The organism is Nocardia sp. NPDC019219 (assembly GCF_040632645.1).
GTDB lineage: Bacteria > Actinomycetota > Actinomycetes > Mycobacteriales > Mycobacteriaceae > Nocardia > Nocardia sputorum.
In genome coordinates this window covers 82,993-103,909 of record NZ_JBEYCG010000002.1, presented here as the reverse complement: position 1 = coordinate 103,909, position 20,917 = coordinate 82,993, and the positions used below count along the sequence as shown (strand labels likewise).

General features: G+C 69.5%; 21 protein-coding genes. 1 reads left to right on the top strand and 20 read right to left on the bottom strand.

The annotated features are described in order from the left end of the window. Positions 1–499: 499 nt before the first annotated feature. The 11 genes from ABZ552_RS04785 to ABZ552_RS04735 form a co-directional block, all read right to left on the bottom strand. A complete protein-coding gene (locus tag ABZ552_RS04785) occupies positions 500–2,008 on the bottom strand; it encodes a YifB family Mg chelatase-like AAA ATPase (RefSeq protein ID WP_357435641.1) in 1,509 nt (502 codons plus the stop codon). Next, positions 2,009–2,365 (bottom strand): YraN family protein, encoded by a 357-nt coding sequence (locus tag ABZ552_RS04780; RefSeq protein ID WP_357435639.1) that lies wholly within the window; start codon positions 2,363–2,365, stop codon positions 2,009–2,011. 102 nt (positions 2,366–2,467) lie between these two features. Beyond that, positions 2,468–2,773, bottom strand: a complete 306-nt coding sequence (locus tag ABZ552_RS04775; protein WP_011210678.1) for a DUF2469 domain-containing protein — start codon at positions 2,771–2,773, stop codon at positions 2,468–2,470. A gap of 46 nt (positions 2,774–2,819) precedes the next feature. Further along, positions 2,820–3,605 carry a ribonuclease HII gene (locus ABZ552_RS04770; protein ID WP_281880827.1) on the bottom strand — a complete coding sequence of 262 codons (786 nt, stop codon included), beginning with the start codon at positions 3,603–3,605 and terminating at the stop codon, positions 2,820–2,822. Between the two features lie 48 nt (positions 3,606–3,653). Then, positions 3,654–4,409, bottom strand: a complete 756-nt coding sequence (gene lepB, locus ABZ552_RS04765; protein WP_281880826.1) for a signal peptidase I — start codon at positions 4,407–4,409, stop codon at positions 3,654–3,656. A gap of 104 nt (positions 4,410–4,513) precedes the next feature. After that, on the bottom strand, positions 4,514–4,855 hold the full coding sequence (rplS, locus tag ABZ552_RS04760; RefSeq protein ID WP_011210681.1) for a 50S ribosomal protein L19: 342 nt from the start codon (positions 4,853–4,855) through the stop codon (positions 4,514–4,516). 331 nt (positions 4,856–5,186) lie between these two features. Then, entirely contained in the window at positions 5,187–5,477 is a 291-nt protein-coding gene (locus ABZ552_RS04755) for a hypothetical protein (protein ID WP_281878517.1), read from the bottom strand. A gap of 62 nt (positions 5,478–5,539) precedes the next feature. Beyond that, the gene (locus ABZ552_RS04750; protein ID WP_281878515.1) at positions 5,540–6,460 is read right to left on the bottom strand and encodes a hypothetical protein; all 921 of its coding nucleotides are present in this window, start codon (positions 6,458–6,460) and stop codon (positions 5,540–5,542) included. A gap of 27 nt (positions 6,461–6,487) precedes the next feature. Beyond that, positions 6,488–8,878, bottom strand: a complete 2,391-nt coding sequence (locus tag ABZ552_RS04745) for a Tex family protein (protein WP_357436009.1) — start codon at positions 8,876–8,878, stop codon at positions 6,488–6,490. A gap of 105 nt (positions 8,879–8,983) precedes the next feature. Further along, positions 8,984–10,624, bottom strand: a complete 1,641-nt coding sequence (locus ABZ552_RS04740; protein ID WP_357435636.1) for an AMP-binding protein — start codon at positions 10,622–10,624, stop codon at positions 8,984–8,986. After that, positions 10,621–12,255 carry an AMP-binding protein gene (locus ABZ552_RS04735; protein ID WP_357435634.1) on the bottom strand — a complete coding sequence of 545 codons (1,635 nt, stop codon included), beginning with the start codon at positions 12,253–12,255 and terminating at the stop codon, positions 10,621–10,623. The genes ABZ552_RS04740 and ABZ552_RS04735 overlap by 4 nt, the downstream gene beginning before the upstream one ends. 99 nt (positions 12,256–12,354) lie before the next feature. Between ABZ552_RS04735 and ABZ552_RS04730 the strand changes: the two genes are divergently transcribed. Continuing rightward, positions 12,355–13,206: a LuxR C-terminal-related transcriptional regulator gene (locus ABZ552_RS04730; RefSeq protein ID WP_281878510.1), complete on the top strand. Its 852-nt coding sequence runs from the start codon at positions 12,355–12,357 to the stop codon at positions 13,204–13,206. 325 nt (positions 13,207–13,531) lie between these two features. On the opposite strand, the gene trmD is transcribed toward ABZ552_RS04730, so the two are convergent. The 9 genes from trmD to ABZ552_RS04685 form a co-directional block, all read right to left on the bottom strand. Then, on the bottom strand, positions 13,532–14,236 hold the full coding sequence (trmD, locus tag ABZ552_RS04725) for a tRNA (guanosine(37)-N1)-methyltransferase TrmD (protein WP_159838754.1): 705 nt from the start codon (positions 14,234–14,236) through the stop codon (positions 13,532–13,534). A gap of 73 nt (positions 14,237–14,309) precedes the next feature. Next, complete coding sequence (rimM, locus tag ABZ552_RS04720) at positions 14,310–14,834, bottom strand: ribosome maturation factor RimM (RefSeq protein WP_281878509.1); 525 nt, start codon at positions 14,832–14,834, stop codon at positions 14,310–14,312. Further along, positions 14,835–15,077: an RNA-binding protein gene (locus ABZ552_RS04715; RefSeq protein ID WP_011210690.1), complete on the bottom strand. Its 243-nt coding sequence runs from the start codon at positions 15,075–15,077 to the stop codon at positions 14,835–14,837. It lies immediately after the preceding gene. Between the two features lie 64 nt (positions 15,078–15,141). Continuing rightward, on the bottom strand, positions 15,142–15,573 hold the full coding sequence (rpsP, locus tag ABZ552_RS04710; RefSeq protein ID WP_281878507.1) for a 30S ribosomal protein S16: 432 nt from the start codon (positions 15,571–15,573) through the stop codon (positions 15,142–15,144). A gap of 228 nt (positions 15,574–15,801) precedes the next feature. Further along, entirely contained in the window at positions 15,802–16,539 is a 738-nt protein-coding gene (locus ABZ552_RS04705; protein WP_281878506.1) for a class I SAM-dependent methyltransferase, read from the bottom strand. A gap of 49 nt (positions 16,540–16,588) precedes the next feature. After that, entirely contained in the window at positions 16,589–17,572 is a 984-nt protein-coding gene (locus tag ABZ552_RS04700; RefSeq protein ID WP_281878504.1) for an LLM class F420-dependent oxidoreductase, read from the bottom strand. A 54-nt stretch (positions 17,573–17,626) separates the two neighbouring features. Beyond that, positions 17,627–18,721, bottom strand: coding sequence for an amidohydrolase family protein (locus tag ABZ552_RS04695; protein WP_357435631.1), 1,095 nt, complete (start codon positions 18,719–18,721; stop codon positions 17,627–17,629). A gap of 184 nt (positions 18,722–18,905) precedes the next feature. Then, positions 18,906–20,459, bottom strand: a complete 1,554-nt coding sequence (ffh, locus tag ABZ552_RS04690; RefSeq protein WP_281878501.1) for a signal recognition particle protein — start codon at positions 20,457–20,459, stop codon at positions 18,906–18,908. A gap of 104 nt (positions 20,460–20,563) precedes the next feature. Beyond that, positions 20,564–20,878 (bottom strand): hypothetical protein, encoded by a 315-nt coding sequence (locus tag ABZ552_RS04685; RefSeq protein ID WP_236566590.1) that lies wholly within the window; start codon positions 20,876–20,878, stop codon positions 20,564–20,566. Positions 20,879–20,917 lie beyond the last annotated feature (39 nt).

The window sequence follows — 20,917 nt, the reverse complement described above, 5'->3', positions numbered from 1 at the left end:
ACGACAGGCACGTCCTCAGTACCAGCCAAATCACTGACGACAGGCAAGTCCGCAACTACAGGCGGGTCCCCAGCAGCCACGTCCCCGACGACAGACAAGTCCCCGACGACAGGCGCGCCTCCGACGGCAGACAAGTCCCCGACGACAGGCGCGCATCCAACGGCAGCCGAGTCCCCGACGACAGGCAAGCCCGCAACGATAGGCAAGTCCGCAGTAGCGGAGGCCCCGACAGCAGGCACCTCGGCGACCGGCGACGCGGGAGCAGTTACGCACGCGCTCCTGCCGCCGGGCACCTCTCCCGCCGCAGGCAGGTCGGCAGCCCGGGACACCTCCGTGCCGGCAGACACATCCCCGGCCGCAGGGGGCTCATGCGGATTCGCGGTCGCGGACACATCCCTGGCAGCACGCGTCGCCACAATGCCGGAAACGTCCGCGGCGCCGCGTACGGTCACCGCCGCAGACGGGTTTGCCGCCCCCTCTTCGGCGGGCATCATCGCGCTCATTGGGCACCCCGCTGACGAAAGTTCAGAGCGGCCAGAACGTCCTGTGCTGTGGGCAGGTCACCGCCGCGCAAGTCGGAAATCGTCCAGGCGACGCGAATGGCCCGGTCCGCACCCCGCGCGGACATGCGACCGAGACGCAATGCGGCCTCGACGGGCGCGAGTGATTCCCGCGGCAATCGGAATCGTTGGCGCAAGATGTGGCCGGGAACCTCGGCATTGGTCAGCCACCCGTACTCGCGCCAGCGCTCGGCGGCGGCGCGCCGCGCGACGGCGACCCGGCCGCGGACCACCTCGCTGCTCTCCGCGGCGTCGGTGCTGAACGCCGCGCCGGACTGCCCGTGCATCCGCACCCAGATATCGATCCGGTCCATCAGCGGCCCGGACAGTTTGCCGAGATAGCGGCGGCGAGCCAGCGGCGCGCAGATGCAGTCGACATCGCGCGCCGGGGCACACGGGCACGGGTTGGCAGCCAGAACGAGCTGGAAACGAGCCGGATAACGCGCGACGCCGTCGCGGCGGGCGATACGCACCTCTCCCTCTTCCAATGGCGTTCGCATCGCTTCCAGCACCTTCGTGCCGATCTCGGCGCACTCGTCGAGGAACAGCACGCCGCGGTGGGCCCGGCTGACCGCGCCCGGCCGGGCGGTCCCCGAACCACCGCCGATCATCGCGGTCACCGAAGTGGAGTGATGCGGGGCGACGAAGGGTGGCGCGGTGACCAGCGGATGGTCACCGGCCAGCGTGCCCGCCATGGAGTGGATCGCGGTCACCTCCAGTGCCTCGGCCTCCGTGAGGGGTGGCAGCAGACTCGGAAGACGTTGCGCGAGCATCGTTTTACCGATGCCGGGCGGCCCGGTGAGCAGTAGATGGTGCCCGCCCGCCGCCGCCACCTCCAATGCCCAGCGGGCCTCGTCCTGCCCCACCACCTCGCTGAGATCGCCGCCTTGGCGCACCGTGTCGGGCAGGTCGCCGTCCGGCTCGTCGAGCGCGCCTTCCCCGCGCAGCCAGGCCACGACGGCACGCAGGCTGCGCGCCCCGAGGACCTCGATGCCCTCGACCAGTCCCGCTTCGGCCATGGTCACCGCCGGGACCACGACGGTGGACCAGCCCGCCTTGCGGGCCGCGAGCACCGCGGGCAGGATGCCGCGCACCCGCCGTACCCGGCCGTCCAGCGCGAGTTCGCCGAGCAGCACGGTCTTCGCGAGCCGATCGCAGGGAACCGAGCCGGACGCGTCCAGCACCGCGACGGCGAGCGCCAAGTCGTAGACGCTGCCCAGCTTCGGCAATGTCGCGGGCGACAGCGCGAGGACCACCCGGCCGTCGGGCCACTTCTCCCCCGAATTCGCCACCGCGGAGCGCACCCGGTCGCGCGACTCCTGCAATGCGGTATCGGGGAGTCCGACCAGATGGACCGACGGCAGGCCTTGCCCGATATCGGCCTCGATCTCGACGAGCAGACCGTCCACGCCGGTGACCGCGACCGAGTGCGCCCGGCCGAGGGCCATTCAGAACACCGCCCGGAGATGATCGATGACCGGTGTGCGGCCACGCGCCACCAGCACCGACACCACGTCGAACCGGATGCGCCGCCACGGTCCGTCCTTCTCGGCCAGCCACAGCAGGGCCAGCCGTCGAATCCGCTGCTGCTTGGCGAAGGTGACCGACTCGGCCGGAGTACCGTATCCCACGCCGGAACGGGTCTTGACCTCCACGAACGCGGTCACGTCCCCGTCCGTGGCGATCACATCGAGTTCGCCGTATCGGCAACGCCAGTTCCTGGCGACGATCTGCATTCCCGCGGCGCGCAGAAATGCCGCCGCCAGTTCCTCCCCGTGTGCGCCGAGCGCCTGTCTGTCTGTCACCCGGCCAGCGTGCGCCGGAATCGGATCAGGTCAGAGCCGTCGACCTGGGGAAATGGAAAGTCTGTTGATAACCGAGTCGCTGTGCGGAACTGAACGGCAGGCTCACTCGGGCAGCCGCAGGTCCGGCTTCTCCAGCTCCTCGATGTTGACGTCTTTGAAGGTGATGACCCGGACGTGCTTGACGAAGCGGGCCGGGCGGTACATGTCCCAGACCCACGCGTCGCTCATCCGCACCTCGAAGTACACCTCGCCGTCCGCGTTCTGCGGGCGCAGCTCCACGGAATTGGCCAGATAGAAGCGGCGCTCGGTCTCCACCACGTACGAGAATTGACCGACGATGTCCTTGTACTCGCGATACAGCGAGAGCTCCATCTCGGTTTCGTACTTCTCGAGGTCCTCGGCACTCATCGGGTGGGACGTCCTCCTTCTCGCCGCATCGCGTCGTGTGGTGACATCATCGCGCATGCGCCGCGTCGGTAGCTACTCGGCCAGCCGTACGCCCGTCCGGAAACTGCTCCGGCAGCGCTTCGTCCACGCCCTCGGCCAGCAGCGCGTCGGCCTCGTCGGCGGCCGCCGCGACCGGCCGCAACCCGGCGGCTTCGCGCACGTTGCGCCACGAGCGACGGTGCTCGCTGCTCGGCCCGAGGCGGTGCAGCGCGGCGGTGTGCTCGGGCGTGTTGTAGCCCTTGTGGGCGGCGAAGCCGTAGCCGGGGAACCGCTGGTCCAGTTCGACCATGATGCGGTCCCTGGTGACCTTGGCGAGGATGCTGGCCGCCGCGATGCAGGCCGCCGCGCCGTCGCCCCCGATCACGGGCAGCGAGGGTACCGGGATACCGGGCACCCGGAACCCGTCGGTCAGCACGTATCCGGGAGTGCGCCCCAGCCCGGCCACGGCGCGACGCATCCCTTCGATATTGGCGACGTGGATGCCGATCGAGTCGATCTCCCAGGCCGGGATGACGACGACCTGGTAGGCGAGCGCCAGACGAACGATCACCGGATACAGCTCTTCGCGGGTCGCCTCGGTGAGCTTCTTGGAGTCGTCGAGGCCGGCCAGCTTGTCATACGCCTTCGGAGCGAGCAGGCACGCCGCCACCACGAGCGGTCCCGCACAGGGTCCGCGCCCTGCTTCGTCCACACCGGCGACCGGTCCGAGACCGCTGCGGATCAATGCCGCCTCGAGCGTGCGCAACCCTCCGGCCCTGCGCATCACCACGCGCGGCGGCCAACCGTTACCCACCGGCACTCGCCCTTGCCCCACCGTCCAATTATCCTGCGCGCCGCGTGCTCAGTTCACCTGGGGATTCTCCGAACGCACCGGGCCGATCCGGCCGGGCGGCCAGATCTTGAACACCGCCTTGCCGCGGACGTTCTCCACGGGAATGGTGCCCTGCAGTTCGTCGGTGATATGGGCGCGGGAGTCGGCCGACTGGTTGCGGTTGTCGCCCATCACCCACAGATGCCCCTCGGGCACCTTCACGGGCTTGAACTCGCGTCCGCCGCTCGCGTTGTACGGCTGGCCCGGAACGTAAGGGGCGAGGTAGCGGGCGTACGGCTCGTCCAGCGGCTTGCCGTCCACGATGACCCGGCCCTGCGGATCGCAGCACTCCACGGTCTGGCCCCCGACCGCGATCACCCGCTTCACCAGATCGTTCTCATCGGGCGGCACCAAGCCGAAGAAGGAGAAGAAGTTCTGCACGCCGCGGACCGCGGGGTTGTCCGAACGGATCGACTGGTAGTGGGTGTTCCACGAGGGCGGCCCGACGAACACGACCACGTCGCCCGGTTGCGGATCGCCCCAGTAGTAGCTGAGCTTCTGCACGTAGATGCGGTCACCGGTGCATCCGGCGCATCCGTGCAACGTGGTTTCCATCGACTCGGACGGGATCACGTACGGCCGGCCGACGAAGGTGACCATCAGCGCGGCGATCACCGCGGCGATCACGATGAGAATCGGCAATTCCTGCCAGAACGGCCGCTGCTTCTTCTTCGGGCGCCGCTTGGCGCGACCTGCCCGCGTACCCTCGTCGCCCGATTCGGACACCGACACCGACCCACTTTCGTCTGCCACGCCGAACAGATTAGCCCGGCAGCGAAACCGTGGTCCGATGCCGGGCTGAGGAAAATCTGTTGTACCGAAAAGCTAACTCAGCGCTTTTCCTTGATCTTGGCGGCCTTGCCGCGCAGATCGCGCAGGTAGTACAGCTTGGCCCGGCGGACGTCACCGCGGGTCACGACATCGATGTGGTCGATGTTCGGGCTGTGCACCGGGAAGGTGCGCTCCACGCCGACACCGAACGACACCTTGCGGACCGTGAAGGTCTCGCGGATGCCACCACCCTGGCGGCGGATCACGACGCCCTTGAAGACCTGGATGCGCTCCTTCGAGCCTTCGATGACCTTCACGTGCACGTTCAGCGTGTCGCCCGGCCGGAAGTCGGGGACGTCGCTGCGCAGCGACTTCTCGTCGACGAAGTCAAGGGTGTTCATTTCCATCCTTCTGGTTTCGCGCGAACAGAGGACCCTGGCGGCACTGGACGTGCTCGGCCGGTTCATGCTCCGAATAAGGGGGTGCGCCGGGTCGACAACCACCCAGGGCAACCTGAGCATTGTGCCAGATCGGCGCGCCGCGGAAGAAATCGGGCGGTGCGACGGCGCCCTTTCACGCTACCCCCGGCGCGCCACAGTGCACGACCGCCGCCTGTTACCGACCGCGATGCCACGCGGGTCGCCCTCACTCCGCACAGCGGAACCTAGAGGGCGGGACAGCACGGCGGTTGCGAACTCGGCACGACGGCCTTCGGGCTGCCCCTCTTCCGGCTCAGGACTCCGGCGGCAGTATCGGCGAGGCGAACACCTCTTCCAGCGGGGTCGGCCCCGTGTAGCGGCGACACTGGCAGCCCACCCATTCCCGCAGGCCGTGCGTGCCCTTACGGGAGATCTCGGCGTGACAATTGCCGGTAGCGCGGTCGTGCAGCGCCAGGTCGTGCCCGCAACCGCAGCGCGCGAGAAGGCGGCCCTTCGACCGGGCTCGGCGATGTCCGAACCGGCCGAAGGCCCAGCCGACACCGACGAGTCCGGCGCCGACCGCGAGACTCAGAGGATCCACCACGATCACAGTATACGTATACGCATAGCGCAGGGTAGGTCGAATCTCCGCCGAATGCGCCGCTCTCAGCGATTCTGTTCGCCGGAGATCGCGTCCTGGGCGGGCGGCGAGCCGGGGGTGTGTAGTGAAACGTGGTCGGCGTGCCAGAGCGAGTGGTGCCGGTGCGGGGCGGGCGGAGCGGGCACGACCGTGCGGGTGAGTTCCGCTTCCGCCGCCGTGCGGACGTGCTCGACGTCCGGTTTTCCCGCGACCAGGTCCTGCACGAAGATCTTCGCGCGGATGACCGGGCGGCGATAGCGCCGTTCGCGGACGATCGCCCGGTACCTCAGGCGCCTGCGGTCGGCGTAACGCCAGCGCGCCCACGGCGCACCCGGACGGCTCAACCGCAGCGCACCGACGACCAGCAGGGGCAGGAAGAACATGCCGAACAGGCCGGTCCAGATCTTCCCTTTGGCGATCACGATCGCCGCCAGAGCGAGATTGACGACCGCGAACGCGACGACGAAGGCGCGCACCTCGGTGCTCGGATCGCGCCGGAAATCGTTGATGTCCAGCATCCACAGCGGGTGGAAGCCCAGCAGCAGCAATCCCGTGACGGCGAGCGCGACGAAGACCGCGTCCACCGACGTGCGTCCCTGCTCCTCCCAGTACACGTCGCGCAGATAGAAGATCAGCGCGAACTCGTCGAGGACCAGCGCCGCGCCCACACCGAAGGAGGCGGCCAGGATGCTCGCCGTGGCCGTGTCGGCGCTCTGGTACTGGGCGACCATGCCGACGCCGGAGGCGAGCACCAGGATGACCCCGAACACCATGTGATGGATGTGCGTGTCACCGGCCCGCAGATTGCCCGGCCACCACCGCACCCGCGCCCGGATGAGCCGGACGCTGACGCGGATGAACAGGAATCCGACGATGAATCCGAGGAGGAAGCACAGCAACGGCAGCCGCCCTTGGGCGATCACGTCCTCGTGGAGCCACCGTCGCATGGCCGCTACTCCCTCCCGCGCACCGGACTACTGGCCGAAACCCGCCCTGCGCAGCGCATCCGCCATCGCGCCGCTCGGTGCGGGCGCGTTCCGGCGCTGGTTGCCGCCGCGCCCCTTTCCTTGGTTGCGGTTCTGACCCTGTTGCCTGTTCTGACCATTCTGCCGCTGCCGCTGCTCGCCGCCTCCGGAGCGCCCGCCCTGGTCGGAGCGGCCGCCTTGACCGCGCTGCCGGTTGTCGCCGCCCTTGGCGGGTGTGCCCGGCTCGTCGTCCAGGCGCAGCGACAGGCCGATGCGCTGGCGTGCCACGTCCACCTCGAGCACCTTGACCTTGACCACGTCGCCGGACTTGACCACCTCGCGCGGGTCCTTGACGAAGTTGTGCGACATGGCCGAGACGTGCACCAGGCCGTCCTGGTGCACGCCCACGTCGACGAACGCGCCGAACGCGGCCACGTTGGTCACCACACCTTCGAGCACCATGCCCGGTTTCAGGTCGGCGACCTTCTCCACGCCCGCGGCGAACTCGGCGGTCTTGAACTCCGGACGCGGGTCGCGGCCCGGCTTCTCCAGCTCGGCGATGATGTCGGTGACGGTCGGGACACCGAAACGCTCGTCGGTGAAATCGCCTGCGCGCAGCGAGCGCAGGACCGTGGTGTTCCCGATGACCTCGGCGATGCCGCGGCCGGTGGATTCGAGGATGCGCCGCACCACCGGATACGCCTCCGGGTGCACCGCGGAGGTATCCAGCGGATCGTCGCCGCCGCGGATCCGCAGGAAGCCCGCGCACTGCTCGAACGCCTTCGGGCCCAGGCGCGGGACGTCGAGCAGCGCGGTCCTGCTGCGGAAGGGGCCGTTCTGGTCCCGGTGCGCCACAATGCTCTCCGCCACCGACCCGGCGATGCCGGACACCCGCGACAGCAGCGGCACCGAAGCCGTGTTGACGTCGACGCCGACCGCGTTCACCGCGTCCTCGACCACCGCGCCCAGCGAGCGGGCCAGCAGCGATTCGGACACGTCGTGCTGGTACTGGCCGACGCCGATGGATTTCGGATCGATCTTCACCAGCTCGGCCAGCGGGTCCTGCAACCGCCGTGCGATCGACACCGCGCCGCGCAGTGAGACGTCGAGGTCGGGCAGCTCCTGCGAAGCGTAGGCCGAGGCGGAGTACACCGACGCGCCCGCCTCGGAGACCACGATCTTGGTGGGCTTGTTCTCCGGGATCCGCGAGATCAATTCCGCGGCAAGGGCATCGGTCTCGCGCGAGGCGGTGCCGTTGCCGATGGCGATGAGCTCCACGCCGAATCGGGCGACCAGCGCGCCCAGCACCGCAAGCGACTTCTCGGTCTGGCCCTGCGGCTTGTGCGGATAGATCACCTCGGTGGCGACGACCTTGCCGGTGGCGTCGACCACCGCGACCTTCACGCCGGTGCGGTAGCCCGGGTCCAGACCCATCGTCGTACGGGTGCCCGCGGGGGCGGCGAGCAGCAGGTCGCGCAGGTTCGCGGCGAACACGTCGACCGCGTCCTTCTCCGCGGCCTGCCGCAGTCGCATCCTGGTGTCGATGCCGAGACTGACCTGCAGCTTGGTGCGCCAAGCCCAGCGCACGGTGTCCAGCAGCCAGGAATCGGCGGGGCGGCCCCGGTCGGCGATGCCGAAGCGCGTGGCGATGCGGCCCTCGTAGACGGTGCGTTCGCCCGGCTGCGGCTCCTCGGTGTCCGGCTCGAGGTGCAGCGTGAGCACCTCCTCCTTCTCGCCGCGCAGCAGCGCCAGGATGCGATGCGAGGGCAGCTTGTCGAACGGCTCGCTGAACTCGAAATAGTCGGCGAACTTCGCGCCCGCTTCTTCCTTGCCCGCCCGCACGGTCGAGGTGATCTGCCCGCGGTTCCACATCAGTTCGCGCAACTCGCCGACCAGGTCGGCGTCCTCGGCGAAGCGTTCGACGAGGATGGCGCGCGCGCCGTCGAGTTGCTCGGCGGTGTACTGCGCCGGATCGGTGTTCGGATCCTCGATCAGGGCATCGGCCACCGGCTCGTGCCCGGCCTCGCGCGCGATCTGCGCCTTCGTGCGCCGCTTCGGCTTGTACGGCAGGTAGATGTCCTCGAGCCGGGCCTTGGTCTCGGCGAGCAGGATCTGCCGGTGCAGGGCGTCGTCGAGTTTTCCTTGGCCGCGGATCGATTCGATGATCGAGGCGCGGCGTTCGTCGAGTTCGCGCAGATAGTGCAGACGTTCCTCGAGCACGCGCAGCTGCGCGTCGTCCAGTCCGCCGGTGACCTCCTTGCGGTACCGGGCGATGAACGGCACCGTCGAGCCCGCGTCGAGGAGCTCGACGGCGGCGCGCACCTGGGGCTCACGCACCGCGAGTTCCTCCGCGATACGACGGTTCACGCTGGCTGGGCCCGCGGTGTCGGAGCGTGGCACGGCGGGTGTGGACTCTGCACTGGCAGTCTCGGGCGCTGTCGTCACGTCGGAGACACTACAGTCGCCGCCTGACACGCGGTCCACGCCCAGGTGAACCCCGCCACCTCAACCCTCGCCGAGCCCGAGCAGCCGCCTGGACAGCTCCCGCATCTCCGCCTTGCGGATCTTGCCGGTGACGGTCATCGGGAATTCCTCGACCACGTGCACGTAGCGAGGAATCTTGAAGTGCGCCAGCTTGCCCGCGGCGAACTCCCGCACGGCTGCGGCGTCCAACGGCGTTGCGCCCTCGCGCATCCGGACCCAGGCCATCAGCTCCTCGCCGTACTTCGGGTCCGGTACGCCGATCACCTGCGCGTCCAGGATGTCGGGATGGGTGTAGAGGAATTCCTCGATCTCGCGGGGGTAGATGTTCTCACCGCCGCGGATGACCATGTCCTTGATCCGGCCGGTGATGGCCACGTAGCCCTCGGCGTCCATCACGCCGATGTCGCCGGTGTGCATCCAGCGGGCGGCATCGATGGCCTCGGCGGTCTTCTCCGGATCGTCCCAGTACCCGAGCATCACCGAGTAGCCACGCGTGCACAGCTCACCGGGTTCGCCGCGCGGCACCGTGAGACCGGTTGCGGGATCGATGATCTTGACCTCCAGGTGCGGCCCCACCCGGCCGACCGTCGCGGTGCGCCGGTCGATGCCGTCGTCGCGCCGGGTCTGGGTGCTGACCGGCGACGTCTCGGTCATGCCGTAGCAGATGCTCACCTCGCGCATACCCATCCGGCCGATCACTCGCTTCATCACCTCGACCGGGCACGGCGAGCCTGCCATGATCCCGGTGCGCAGCGTGGACAGATCCACAGCCGCCGTCTCCAGTTCGGCGAGCATGTCGATGAACATCGTCGGCACGCCGTAGAGCGAGGTGCAGCGCTCCGCGGCGACCGCGGCCAGCGTCGCCTTCGGATCGAACGACGGCGCCGGGATGACGATGGCCGCACCGTGGCTGGTGCTCGCGAGGTTGCCCATGACCATCCCGAAGCAGTGATAGAAGGGCGTCGGGACGCAGATCCGGTCCTGTTCGGTGTATCCGCACAACTCGCCGACGAAATATCCGTTGTTCAGGATGTTGTGATGGCTGAGCGTGGCGCCCTTAGGGAAACCCGTTGTGCCGGAGGTGTACTGGATGTTGATCGGGTCGTCGGCCGACAGCCGCGCACCCAGCGTGGCGAGCCGATCGGCGTCGATCGCGGTGCGAGTCAGCGCGTCCCACGCGGGCGTGCCCAGCACGAGCACCTCGGTCAGCGCCGGGCAATCCGGCCGGACCTGTTCGATCATCGCGACGTAGTCCGAAGACTTGAACCGCTCGGCCGCGATGAGCATCCGCACGCCCGCCTGGCGCAGCACGTACTCCAGTTCGCTGGTGCGGTAGGCGGGGTTGATGTTGACCAGGATCGCGCCGATCTTCGCCGTGGCGTATTGCACGAGGAACCATTCCGCGCAGTTCGGCGCCCAGATGCCGACCCGGTCGCCCTTGCCGATGCCCTGGCCGGCGAGTCCACAGGCCAGCGCGTCGACGGCGGCGCCGAGCGCACGGTAGGTCCAGCGCCGTCCGCTCGGCCGGTCCACCAGCGCTTCCCGATCCGGGAACGCCGCCACCGTGCGATCGAGATTGCCGCCGATGGTGTCGCCGAGCAGGGGGACGTCCGAGACACCGGAGGCGTAACTGGGGAGGGGCAGCGCGGCGGCCGAGGTCATCGGGCACCGCCCTGCCGCAGCACGAACCGCTGCACCTTGCCGCTGGGCGTCTTCGGCAGGCCGTCCACGAAGTGGACCTTGCGCGGATAGGCGTGCGCGGCGAACTTCCGCTTCACCAGGCTCTGCAACTCGGCTTCCAGCTCCGGACCGCCTTCCGCGCCGTCGCGCAGCACGACGAACGCCTCGAGCACTTCCCCGCGCAATTCGTCCGGCATGCCGACCACGGCCGCCTCCGCGACCTGCTCGTGCAGCACCAGCACACTCTCCACTTCGAACGGGCCGATGCGGTAGCCCGCCATGATGATCACGTCGTCGTCGCGGGAGGAGAAACGGAAGAAGCCGTCGGCGTCCTGCGAGCCCGCGTCGCCGGTCAGATACCAGCGGCCGTCTGCGGTGTAACGCTGCGCGGTACGTTCCGGGGCGTCGAGGTAGCCGAGGAACCACAGCAGCGGGCTGCGTTCGGTGTCGATCGCGACGCGCCCCAATTGCCCTGGCGGGGCGACGATGTCGGCGTCGTCGGCGAGCACGGCGCAGGTCCAGCCCGGCAACGAGCGCCCCATCGATCCCGCGGGAGTCTCGATGTCGAGGTCTTCGTGCCAGGCGTTGCAGATGACCATGCCGTGCTCGGTCTGGCCGTAGTGGTCGCGCACCGCGACACCCAGATATTCGACGGACCAGGCGACGACCTCCGGCGTCAGCGGCTCCCCAGCCGAGGAGGCGCGGCGCAGCCGGGAATGCACGGGCGGCGTGGTGCTGTCGGCGCGCAACGCGCGATAGACGGTCGGGGCGGCGGCGAAGTTCGTGACGCCGAAGGTGTCCAGCACCTGCCAGGTGAGCGGGGCGGAGAAACCCGCGTGCAGCAGGATGCTGCGGATACCGGTGGCCAGCGGGCCGAGGATGGCGTAGTAGAGGCCGTAGGCCCAACCCGGGTCGGCGGCGTTCCAGAAGACGTCGTCGGGCCGGACGTCCAGCGCGAATTCCTGATAGACGTGGAACGAGGCGAGCGCGCGCAGCGGAATCGGGACGCCCTTGGGTGTGCCCGTGGTTCCGCTGGTGAACAGCTGGACCAGCAGTCCGTCGCCGCCGACCGTGACCGGACGGGCGTGCGGGTGGGTGGCCGAGTGGGCGTCGAGCAGGTCGTCGAACCGCAGTGCGCTCGCCGGGACCTCGGCGCCCACGACGATCAACCGCCAAGGCGGGTCGGCGGGCAGATCCGGTCCGGGCGCCAGCTTCGGCGCCTGGTCGGCATCGGCGACGACGACCGATGCCCGGCTCGCGGTCAACCGCAGGGCGATGGCGGGCGGCGCGAAGGCGGTGAACAGCGGCACGTGCACCGCGCCGCGCCGCCAGATGCCGAGCAACGCCACCACCAGGTCGGCCGACTTCGCCATCAGCGTGGCGACTCGGTCGCCGGGCTCGACGCCGAGCCCGGCGAGCGCGGCGGCAAACCGGGCGGAGCGTTCGCGCAGTTCGCCGTAGGTGAGGTCGGTCGAGGACAGGTCGGCCTCGACGATCGTGAAGGCGACCCGGTCGGCCGGGTGCCGGTCGCACAGCAGGTCCGCCGCCGACGCGTCGGCGCGGTCGTAACAGTCCAGCAGTTCGCGCACCCGCTGATTCGGATCGGTGCCCATCTTCGGTTCTCCTCGTTCTGTGATCCAGCGCAACCCGGGTGTGCAATAGGATGTGGGTCACATCCCGCCGCCCACTACCCCCGAAAAGGGGTGAGTCCCGTGACCCACACCGCTCTGCTGCGCCCGCGCGACAGCGATGCTCTGCGTGCCGAGATCCGCTGGGTGGCGAGCACCGCGGGCGTGCCGGTGGCGTTCGGTGGCGAGGTGCACGGCGACGCGCTGTTGCTCTCCGAATTCGTCGGCACGCTGACCAACGGCCTGCGCGGCCTGGCCGTCGTGCGGACCTCGGGACTGGGCGGCCGCGTGATGGATTCCGGGCGGCCCGCCGCGGTCTCGGACTATCGCCGCGCCTCCTCGATCACCCACGACTACGACGGGCCGGTCGCGGGCGAGGGCATCCGCTCCGTGCTGGCCGTGCCCGTGGTGGTGGACCGCCGCTCCCGCGCGGTGCTCTACGCCGCGACGCGTGGGGCGAGCCCGCTGGGCGACCGCACCGCGGATCTCGTCGTCCAGGCCGGTCGCCGCCTGGCCACTGAGATCGCCGTGCGCGACGAGGTCGACCGCAGGCTGCGGATGCTGGAGGCGGCCGCGCCGTCTCCTTCGGCGGCCCCGGCGATCACCGAGGAACTGCGCGACATCCACGCCGAACTGCGCGACATGGCGCGCTCGGCCGACGACGACCGCTTGCGCGGACGCCTGCACGCGGTGTGCGAGCGACTCACCCGGGTCCTCACCGGCGAGCCGCACCCCGATCGCCCGAAACTGTCCCGCCGCGAACTCGACGTGCTCTCCCAGATCGCCCTGGGCTGCACCAATCAGGAAGCGGCGCAACGCCTTTCACTCGGACCGGAAACCGTGAAGAGCTATCTGCGCAACGCGATGGTCAAACTCGACGCCCACTCCCGGCACGAGGCGGTGGTGGCCGCCCGCCGCCACGGCCTGCTGCCGTGAGACGTGATGGTCCCCGCCACGACGCCGGACGGAGATAGGCGAGCAGGTCGGCGGCGTCGGCTCGGCCTCGCCCTTCGCGGCGAGGCGGCCGGATCGGCGGCGCCCTGCGCAAGGCCGGGAGCCGGAAGGTCCCCCGCGGTCTGGCATCGGGCGACGACGTCGACCAACGCGTCCTACGCCGCATGGGCGGCCGCGTCGAGTTCGGAGGAGTCGATCGTCCGCGCGCCGGAAACCAACTCGAAGCGAGCCGGATGGGACAGCGCGCCGCACCGCACGGCTACGAGACGATATGTGGCCCTCGGGCTGGGAGCGAGGCGAATCCGGTCTATCGCCCGGGTCCGGCCTCGTCCTGGGCCGCCAGCAGGTCGGGGCGGCGTTCGCGGGTGCGGGCGAGGGATTGCTCCCGCCGCCAGGCCGCGACTTTCGCGTGGTCACCGGACAGCAGGATCGGCGGGACGTCGAGGCCGCGCCAGGAGACCGGGCGGGTGTAGCTGGGGCCTTCGAGCAGCCCGTCGGAGAACGAATCTTCTTGATGGGATTGCTGATTGCCGAGCACGCCCGGCAGCAGCCGGACCACGGCCTCGGTCATCACCAGTACGGCTGCCTCGCCGCCGATCAGCACGTAGTCGCCGATGCTGACCTCCTCGACCCGCACGCGGCGGGCGGCGTCATCGAAGACGCGCTGGTCGATGCCCTCGTAGCGGCCGCAGGCGAAGACCAGATGCCGCTCGGCGGCCCAGCGGTGCGCGGTCGACTGCGTGAACGGCACTCCGGCCGGGGTGGGGACCACGAGTAGTGCGTCGTCGGGGCAGACCTCGTCGAGCGCGGCGCCCCACACGGTCGGCTTCATGACCATGCCCGGCCCACCTCCGTAGGGGGCGTCGTCGACGGACTTGTGCACGTCATGCGTCCAGCGGCGCAGGTCGTGCACCGTGAGCGAGATCAGTCCCTTGTCGATCGCCTTCCCGAGCAGCGCCGTGCGCAGCGGCTCCAGGTATTCCGGGAAGATCGTGACGACGTCGAGTTTCATGCCTGTCTCCTCTCGCCGCCGGGCCGCGTCGCACCGGCCGGGCGCGCGACGCGGGAGCGAATTCCGCACCGCCTCATTCCGGGTCGAGCAGGCCCTCGGGCGGATCGATCACGATCACACCCTCGGCGAGGGACACCGTCGGCACGATCGCGGTGACGAACGGGATCAGGATCTCCCGCCCATCGTCGGCGGCACGCACCTCGAGCAGCTCACCGGCAGCGGAGTGCAGCACTTCGCGCACGGATCCGACCACCGTGCCGTCGGCGAGCCGGACCTCCAGCCCCTCCAACTCGTGGTCGTAGAACTCGTCCGGGTCCTCGGACGGCGGGAGCTCGGCGCTGTCGACCACGAACAGCATCCCGCGCAGCGCGTCGGACGCCGTGCGGTCGGTCACGCCGGCCAGGAACACCAGAAGTCGGCCCGAGTGCTCCCGGGCCGACTCCACGGTGAATTCGCGGACCTCCGCCGCTCGCGGCAGCCGGCCGCGCAACCTGGTGCCCGGCGCGAAACGCGCCTCTGGCTCGTCGGTGCGCACCTCGACGACGAGTTCGCCGCGCACACCGTGCGACTTGGCGACCCGTCCGACGACGAGTTCCATCTACTGGTCGGTGTCGACCACGTCGACCCGGATGCCCCGGCCGCCGATACCGGCGACGAGGGTGCGCAGCGCGGTCGCGGTGCGTCCGCCGCGGCCGATCACTTTGCCCAGGTCATCGGGATGAACGTGCACCTCGACGGTGCGCCCGCGGCGGCCGGTGATCAGCTCGACGCGGACGTCATCGGGATTGGCGACGATGCCGCGCACCAAGTGCTCGACGGCATCGGCGACGACGGCGCTCACTGCTCCATCACCTCGAGACGCGACTCACCCGTCGTCCGGGCCGGTCCATGGGCGGCGGGGGACATTACTCGGCGGCCTCAGCGGACTCGGCGCCATCTTCGGCGTCCTTCTTGCCCTTCTTCTTGGGCGTGACGGCCTCGGCGACCGGCTCGTTGTCGGCGGCGGCCAGCGCGGCGTTGAACAGGTCCAGCTTCGACGGCTTGGCCGGCTTGACCTTCAGGGTGCCCTCGGCGCCGTCGATGCCCTTGAACTTCTGCCAGTCGCCGGTGATCTTCAGCAGCTGCAGGACCGGCTCGGTCGGCTGCGCGCCCACGCCAAGCCAGTACTGCGCGCGCTCGGAGTCGATCTCGATCAGCGAGGGCTCTTCCTTCGGGTGGTACTTGCCGATGGACTCGATGGCCCGGCCGTCGCGGCGGGTGCGGGCGTCGGCGACGACGACGCGGTACTGCGGGTTGCGGATCTTGCCCATGCGGGTGAGCTTGATGCGAACAGCCACTGCTGATCTGCCTTTCGTTGGTTGGTCACGACGCAATTCGGCGACCCGCATGGTCTGCGAGCCCGGTTTTGCGCTTTCGAGTGTGTGACCGCCGCGCGGTACGGAACCGGAGACGGGCTGACACTTGTCCGGAAGGACGGTGGTCCATTGTGCCAGACCGGACGATCACGCCAGAAATCGCGTCCCGTGTTCACGAACCGGCGCCCGCCCGCCACAACACCTCCGGCACTACCCCGGAGCGACGGCGGTGAGCGCTCGCGTGGGCACCCAGGGGCCGCCCCACCACATCCGCCACCCCACCGGGCGCAGGGTGAGGGCGGTCGCGCCATCGGCCGCCAGGACGGCGCGATATTCCCGGGTCTTGCCGATGTCGACGATGACCAATTTGCCGCCGGGACGCAGCACACGGCACGCCTCCCGGACCGCCGCCGCGCGACCCTCCGCGGTCCGGATGTTGTGGATCGCCAGGCTGGAGACGACGACGTCGAACACGTCGTCCGGGAACGGCATGCGGGTCATGTCGCCGGTGCGCAGCTCGATCCGGTCGGCGACGTTCTCGGCGAGCGCGTTCTGTTCGGCGGTGGCCGGGGTGTTCCCGCAGTTGTCGGCCGAGCACCACAGGTCCAGACCCACGGCGCGCCCGGCGGGCAGGCGGCGCGCCGCGGCCAGCAACACCGCCCCGCGGCCGCACCCCATATCGAGTAGTCGTTCGTCGCCGCGCAGGTCCAGGTCGTCGAGCAAGCCCGCCCAGACCTGGAACTTGCCCCGTCGGGTCGCGTGCAGGAACAACGCGAACTGCGCGGCCAGCACGACGCCGATCAGCAGGAGCAGCAGACTCGGACGCAGTTGCTGGAACAGCGCCACCACCAGGGCGGCGGCGAGATACCCGACCGCGAGAACTCCCAGCAACAGCAGCACCGACGGCGCGTCGACACCGTACGACGCGCGCCACGGAGGGGCTATCATCGGCCGATTGTATCCGGCGCCAACGGCATTCGCGCCCGGTTCGCGCTTGTCAGCGCACCAGCGGAGCAAAGGTGCGTCCGGCGAGTTCGACCGCGCCCCGCTCGTGCCCGTTGAACACCATGTTGATGATCAGGCCATCGACTCCGTGGTCGAGAACGCGGGTCCGCAGCTGTTCGGCAACTTCGTCCGGGGTGCCGACGAACTGACGGTCGGCCGGGCTCTGCGCGCGCTCCGCGTCCGAGAGCGACGACAGGTCGATACCCATGCGGCTCAGGTAATCGCGCTGCTGCTTGCGCACCAGATCGCCGTCCTCGTCCATCATCACGAAGCACAGGTAGCTGGTCTCCAGAGTTTGCGGATCCCGGCCGACCTCGGCGCAGCGTGCTCGCAGCGCCTCGATCTTGCGCGGCAGTTCGGAGGCGTTGCAGATGATGTTGAGATGGTCGGCGAAGCGGGCGGCCAGGCCGAAGGTCTTCTTCTCGCCGCTGCCGCCGAGCAGGATCGGCAGGTCGTCGCGCACGCGCGGCTCGTTCATGGCGTTCTCGACCCGGTACCACTTGCCCTCGAAGGTGGGCCGCTCGCCGCGCAGCATCGGCTGGATGATGTGCAGCGCCTCGTCGAGCCGCTCGAAGCGGTCGGTGAACGTGCCGAATTCGTACCCGAGGGAGCGGTGCTCGAGTTCGAACCAGCCCGCGCCGATGCCGAGCACCGCGCGGCCGCCGCTGGCCACGTCGAGCGTGGTGACGGTCTTGGCGAGCATGGCCGGGTTGCGATAGGTGTTGCCGGTGACCAACGCCGACAACTGGATTCGCTCCGTCGCCGTGGCCAGGCCGCCGAGCGTGGTGTAAGCCTCGAGCATCGGCTCGTCGGGCGTGCCGATGCCCGGCAGCTGATAGAAGTGGTCCATGACGAAGGCCGTGTCGAAGCCGGCGGCTTCGGCCTCTCTGGCCTGCGCGACAACCGTGGGGAACAGCTCGCGCACCGACTTGCCGTAGCTGAAGTTGGGCATCTGATATCCGAGGCGAATCGTCACGGAATCCGACCTTACGCCCCGTTCGCGAACGCGCGGGTGAGCCCGGGTGACGAGTTATCGATGCCCGGTGACCGGACCGCGTTCGCCGTACACCCGCCCGCGCAGGACGACGGCGTAAGGCGTACCGAGCGTTTCCGGGTAAATGCGCGGATCCTGCTCGTAGACAACGAAATCCGCGGGCGCGCCGGGTTCGATGCCGGGGCGCCCGAGCCAGTCGCGTGCGTTCCATGAGGCCGCGCCGAGCGCGTCGTGCCGGGACAGGCCCGCGGCGGCGAGCGCTGCGATCTCGTCGGCGATGCGCCCGTGGCGGATGGAGCCGCCCGCGTCGGTGCCCGCGAAGATCGGTACGCCCGCTTCATGCGCGGCGGCGACCGTGCCGCGCACCCGCCGGTGCAACTCGCGCATGTGCGCGGCGTAGACCGGGAACTTGCCTGCGCCGTCGGCAATGCCCGGGAAGGTGTCGATGTTCACCAGGGTGGGGACCAGCGCGGTGCCGTGTTCGACCATCATCTCGATGGTCTCGTCGGTGAGGCCGGTGCCGTGCTCCAGGCAATCGATACCGGCGTTGATCAGGCCGGGTAGCGCGTCCTCCCCGAAGACGTGCGCGGTGACCCGCGCGCCGTTGGCATGCGCGGCGTCGATGGCCTCTTTCAGGATCGCGTCGCTCCACAGCGGGCGCAGGTCGCCGACGGAGCGGTCGATCCAATCGCCGACGATCTTCACCCAGCCGTCGCCGCGGCGGGCCTGCTCGGCCACGATCTCCGGCAGGTCGCGTTCGTCGTCGAGTTCGATGCCCAGTTCGCGGATGTAGCGCTTCGGGCGGGCGATGTGGCGGCCCGCGCGGATGATTCGGGGCAGTTCCTCGTGGTCATCGATGAACCGGGTGTCGATGGGCGAGCCCGCGTCGCGCAGCAGCAGGGCCCCGGCGTCGCGTTCGGTCTCGGCCTGCGCGATCGCGCCCGCTCGGTCCTCATGACCCCCGCCGTACCGGATCCCGACGTGGCAGTGGGCGTCGACCAATCCCGGCACGATCCACCCCGAGTCGCAGAGCGTTTCGGCTCCGGGCACCGGCTCGAACGACACCAGGCCGTCGCGCACCCAGAGGTCGCGCACCTCGCCTTCGGGCAGAACCACACCGCGTAGATGCACAGTGACCTCCTGAACTCGTCGGCCTCCAACCTACTGTCCGATTCCCCGATCGGTCCTCCGAGTGAGGCTCGGCCGCGAAGGCCGTCCGGCTTTCCCGCGCGCGCCGCATGACCGAGCCGCGAAGCAGAGCGCGGCGCGACACGGACCGGCGCCGCCCACGAAGAGCGCGGGCGGCGCGAGTGTCCTACTTCTTCGGGAACTTCAGCTTGCTGAGGTCGAATCCTTCCAACCCGGGCGGCAGCTGGTCGAGACCGGCGGGCATGTTGGACAGGTCGGGCATCCCGGCGGGCATGCCGCCCATCCCCGGGAAGCCGCCGCGTACCTTCGGCGGCGTGGGGCCACGACCGCCCTTCTTGCCCTTCTTGCCCTTCTTCGCGTTGCCGCGGCGGGAGCCGGGCAGGCCCATCTGGCGGCCCATCATCGCCATCATCTTCTTGGCCTCGAAGAAGCGGTCGACGAGCTGGTTGACCTCGGAGACCTGGACTCCGGAACCGTTGGCGATGCGCAGGCGGCGCGAGGCGTTGATGATCTTCGGGTTGGCCCGTTCGGCCGGGGTCATGCCGCGGATGATCGCCTGCACGCGGTCGAGCTGCTTGTCGTCGACCTGGGCGAGCACGTCCTTCATCTGACCGGCGCCCGGCAGCATGCCGAGCAGGTTGCCGATCGGGCCCATCTTGCGGATAGCCAGCATCTGGTCGAGGAAGTCCTCGAGCGTCAGCTCGCCGCTGCCGATCTTACGGGCGGCCTCCTCGGCCTGCTTGGCGTCGTAGACCTGTTCGGCCTGCTCGATCAGGGTGAGCACGTCACCCATGCCGAGGATGCGGCTGGCCATGCGATCCGGGTGGAAGACGTCGAAGTCCTCGAGCTTCTCACCGGTCGAGGCGAACAGGATCGGCACACCGGTGACCTCGCGGACACTCAGCGCCGCACCGCCGCGGGCGTCGCCGTCGAGTTTGGTGAGCACGACGCCGGTGAAGCCGACGCCGTCGCGGAACGCCTCGGCGGTGTTGACCGCGTCCTGGCCGATCATCGCGTCGAGGACGAACAGAGTCTCGTCCGGTTGCACGGCGTCGCGGATGCCCGCCGCCTGGCGCATCAGCTCCTCGTCGATACCGAGACGGCCCGCGGTGTCGACGATGACGACGTCGTACTGCTTCTGCCGAGCCTCCTCGACGCCGCCGCGCGCCACGTTCACCGGATCGGCGGCCGAGATGCCCAGCGGGTTCTCCCCGCCGCCGACGGACGTGCCGGGGTGCGGCGCGTAGACGGGTACGCCCGCACGCTCGCCGACCACTTGCAGCTGGGTGACGGCGCCGGGACGCTGCAGGTCACACGCCACCAGCAGTGGCTGGTGGCCTTGCCCCTTCAGCAGTTTCGCCAGCTTGCCCGCGAGCGTGGTCTTACCGGAACCCTGCAGACCGGCCAGCATGACCACGGTCGGCGGGTTCTTGGCCAGGTTCAGCCGCCTGGTCTCGCCGCCGAGGATGCCGATCAGTTCCTCGTTGACGATCTTCACGACCTGCTGCGCCGGGTTCAGCGCCGCGCTGACCTCGGCGCCCTTGGCGCGCTCCTTGATCCGCCCGATGAATCCGCGGACCACGGGCAGCGCGACGTCGGCCTCCAGCAGGGCCAGGCGGATCTCGCGGCAGGTGGCGTCGATGTCGGCCGGTGACAGACGCCCCTTACCGCGCAGATCCTTGAGGGCACCGGTAAGCCGGTCGGACAGGGATTCGAACACCGATCGCGCTCCTGATCTCGGGGGACGTCACATTCTCTCCCAGGGTAATGGGATCGCCCGCATGTTCGCGCAGGCGGTGCGTCCTTCCGCGCGGAGCGAGGCCGCTAGTCGAGCACGCGACGGCGCGGCTTGGCCGTTTTGCGGTAGTCGTGATTCTCCTCGGCCACCATGAAGACCGCCTCGTTGGCGGTCAGGCCCAGCTGCAGGGCCAGGCCGTCGAGGACGGCCCACTCCGCCGTGCTCGGGATGGGCGAGGTGGCGACGGTCGAGGCGATCGTCATCGCGGTCACCGCCTGTCGCCCGGTCAGGGTGCGACCCGGAAGCCAGGAGACCACCCAGCGGTCGCCGCCGACGCAGCGTGCCATGTGCGTGGTCTCGTCACTCGTCATCGTGGACGCCGAAACGACTTCAATTGCCACCGACCTGCTCCCCTCGTGCTCGCGATAGCCAGACGATCT

Excerpts from the sequence above, each read along its gene's own strand:
- ABZ552_RS04785 (WP_357435641.1), bottom strand. The coding sequence starts at position 2,008 with ATGGCCCTCGGCCGGGCGCACTCGGTCGCGGTCACCGGCGTGGACGGT.
- rimM (WP_281878509.1), bottom strand. The coding sequence starts at position 14,834 with ATGGAACTCGTCGTCGGACGGGTCGCCAAGTCGCACGGTGTGCGCGGC.
- ABZ552_RS04705 (WP_281878506.1), bottom strand. The coding sequence starts at position 16,539 with ATGATAGCCCCTCCGTGGCGCGCGTCGTACGGTGTCGACGCGCCGTCG.
- ABZ552_RS04750 (WP_281878515.1), bottom strand. The coding sequence starts at position 6,460 with ATGCGACGGTGGCTCCACGAGGACGTGATCGCCCAAGGGCGGCTGCCG.
- ABZ552_RS04775 (WP_011210678.1), bottom strand. The coding sequence starts at position 2,773 with ATGAGTGCCGAGGACCTCGAGAAGTACGAAACCGAGATGGAGCTCTCG.
- ABZ552_RS04735 (WP_357435634.1), bottom strand. The coding sequence starts at position 12,255 with ATGGGCACCGATCCGAATCAGCGGGTGCGCGAACTGCTGGACTGTTAC.
- ABZ552_RS04740 (WP_357435636.1), bottom strand. The coding sequence starts at position 10,624 with ATGACCTCGGCCGCCGCGCTGCCCCTCCCCAGTTACGCCTCCGGTGTC.
- rplS (WP_011210681.1), bottom strand. The coding sequence starts at position 4,855 with ATGAACACCCTTGACTTCGTCGACGAGAAGTCGCTGCGCAGCGACGTC.
- trmD (WP_159838754.1), bottom strand. The coding sequence starts at position 14,236 with ATGAAACTCGACGTCGTCACGATCTTCCCGGAATACCTGGAGCCGCTG.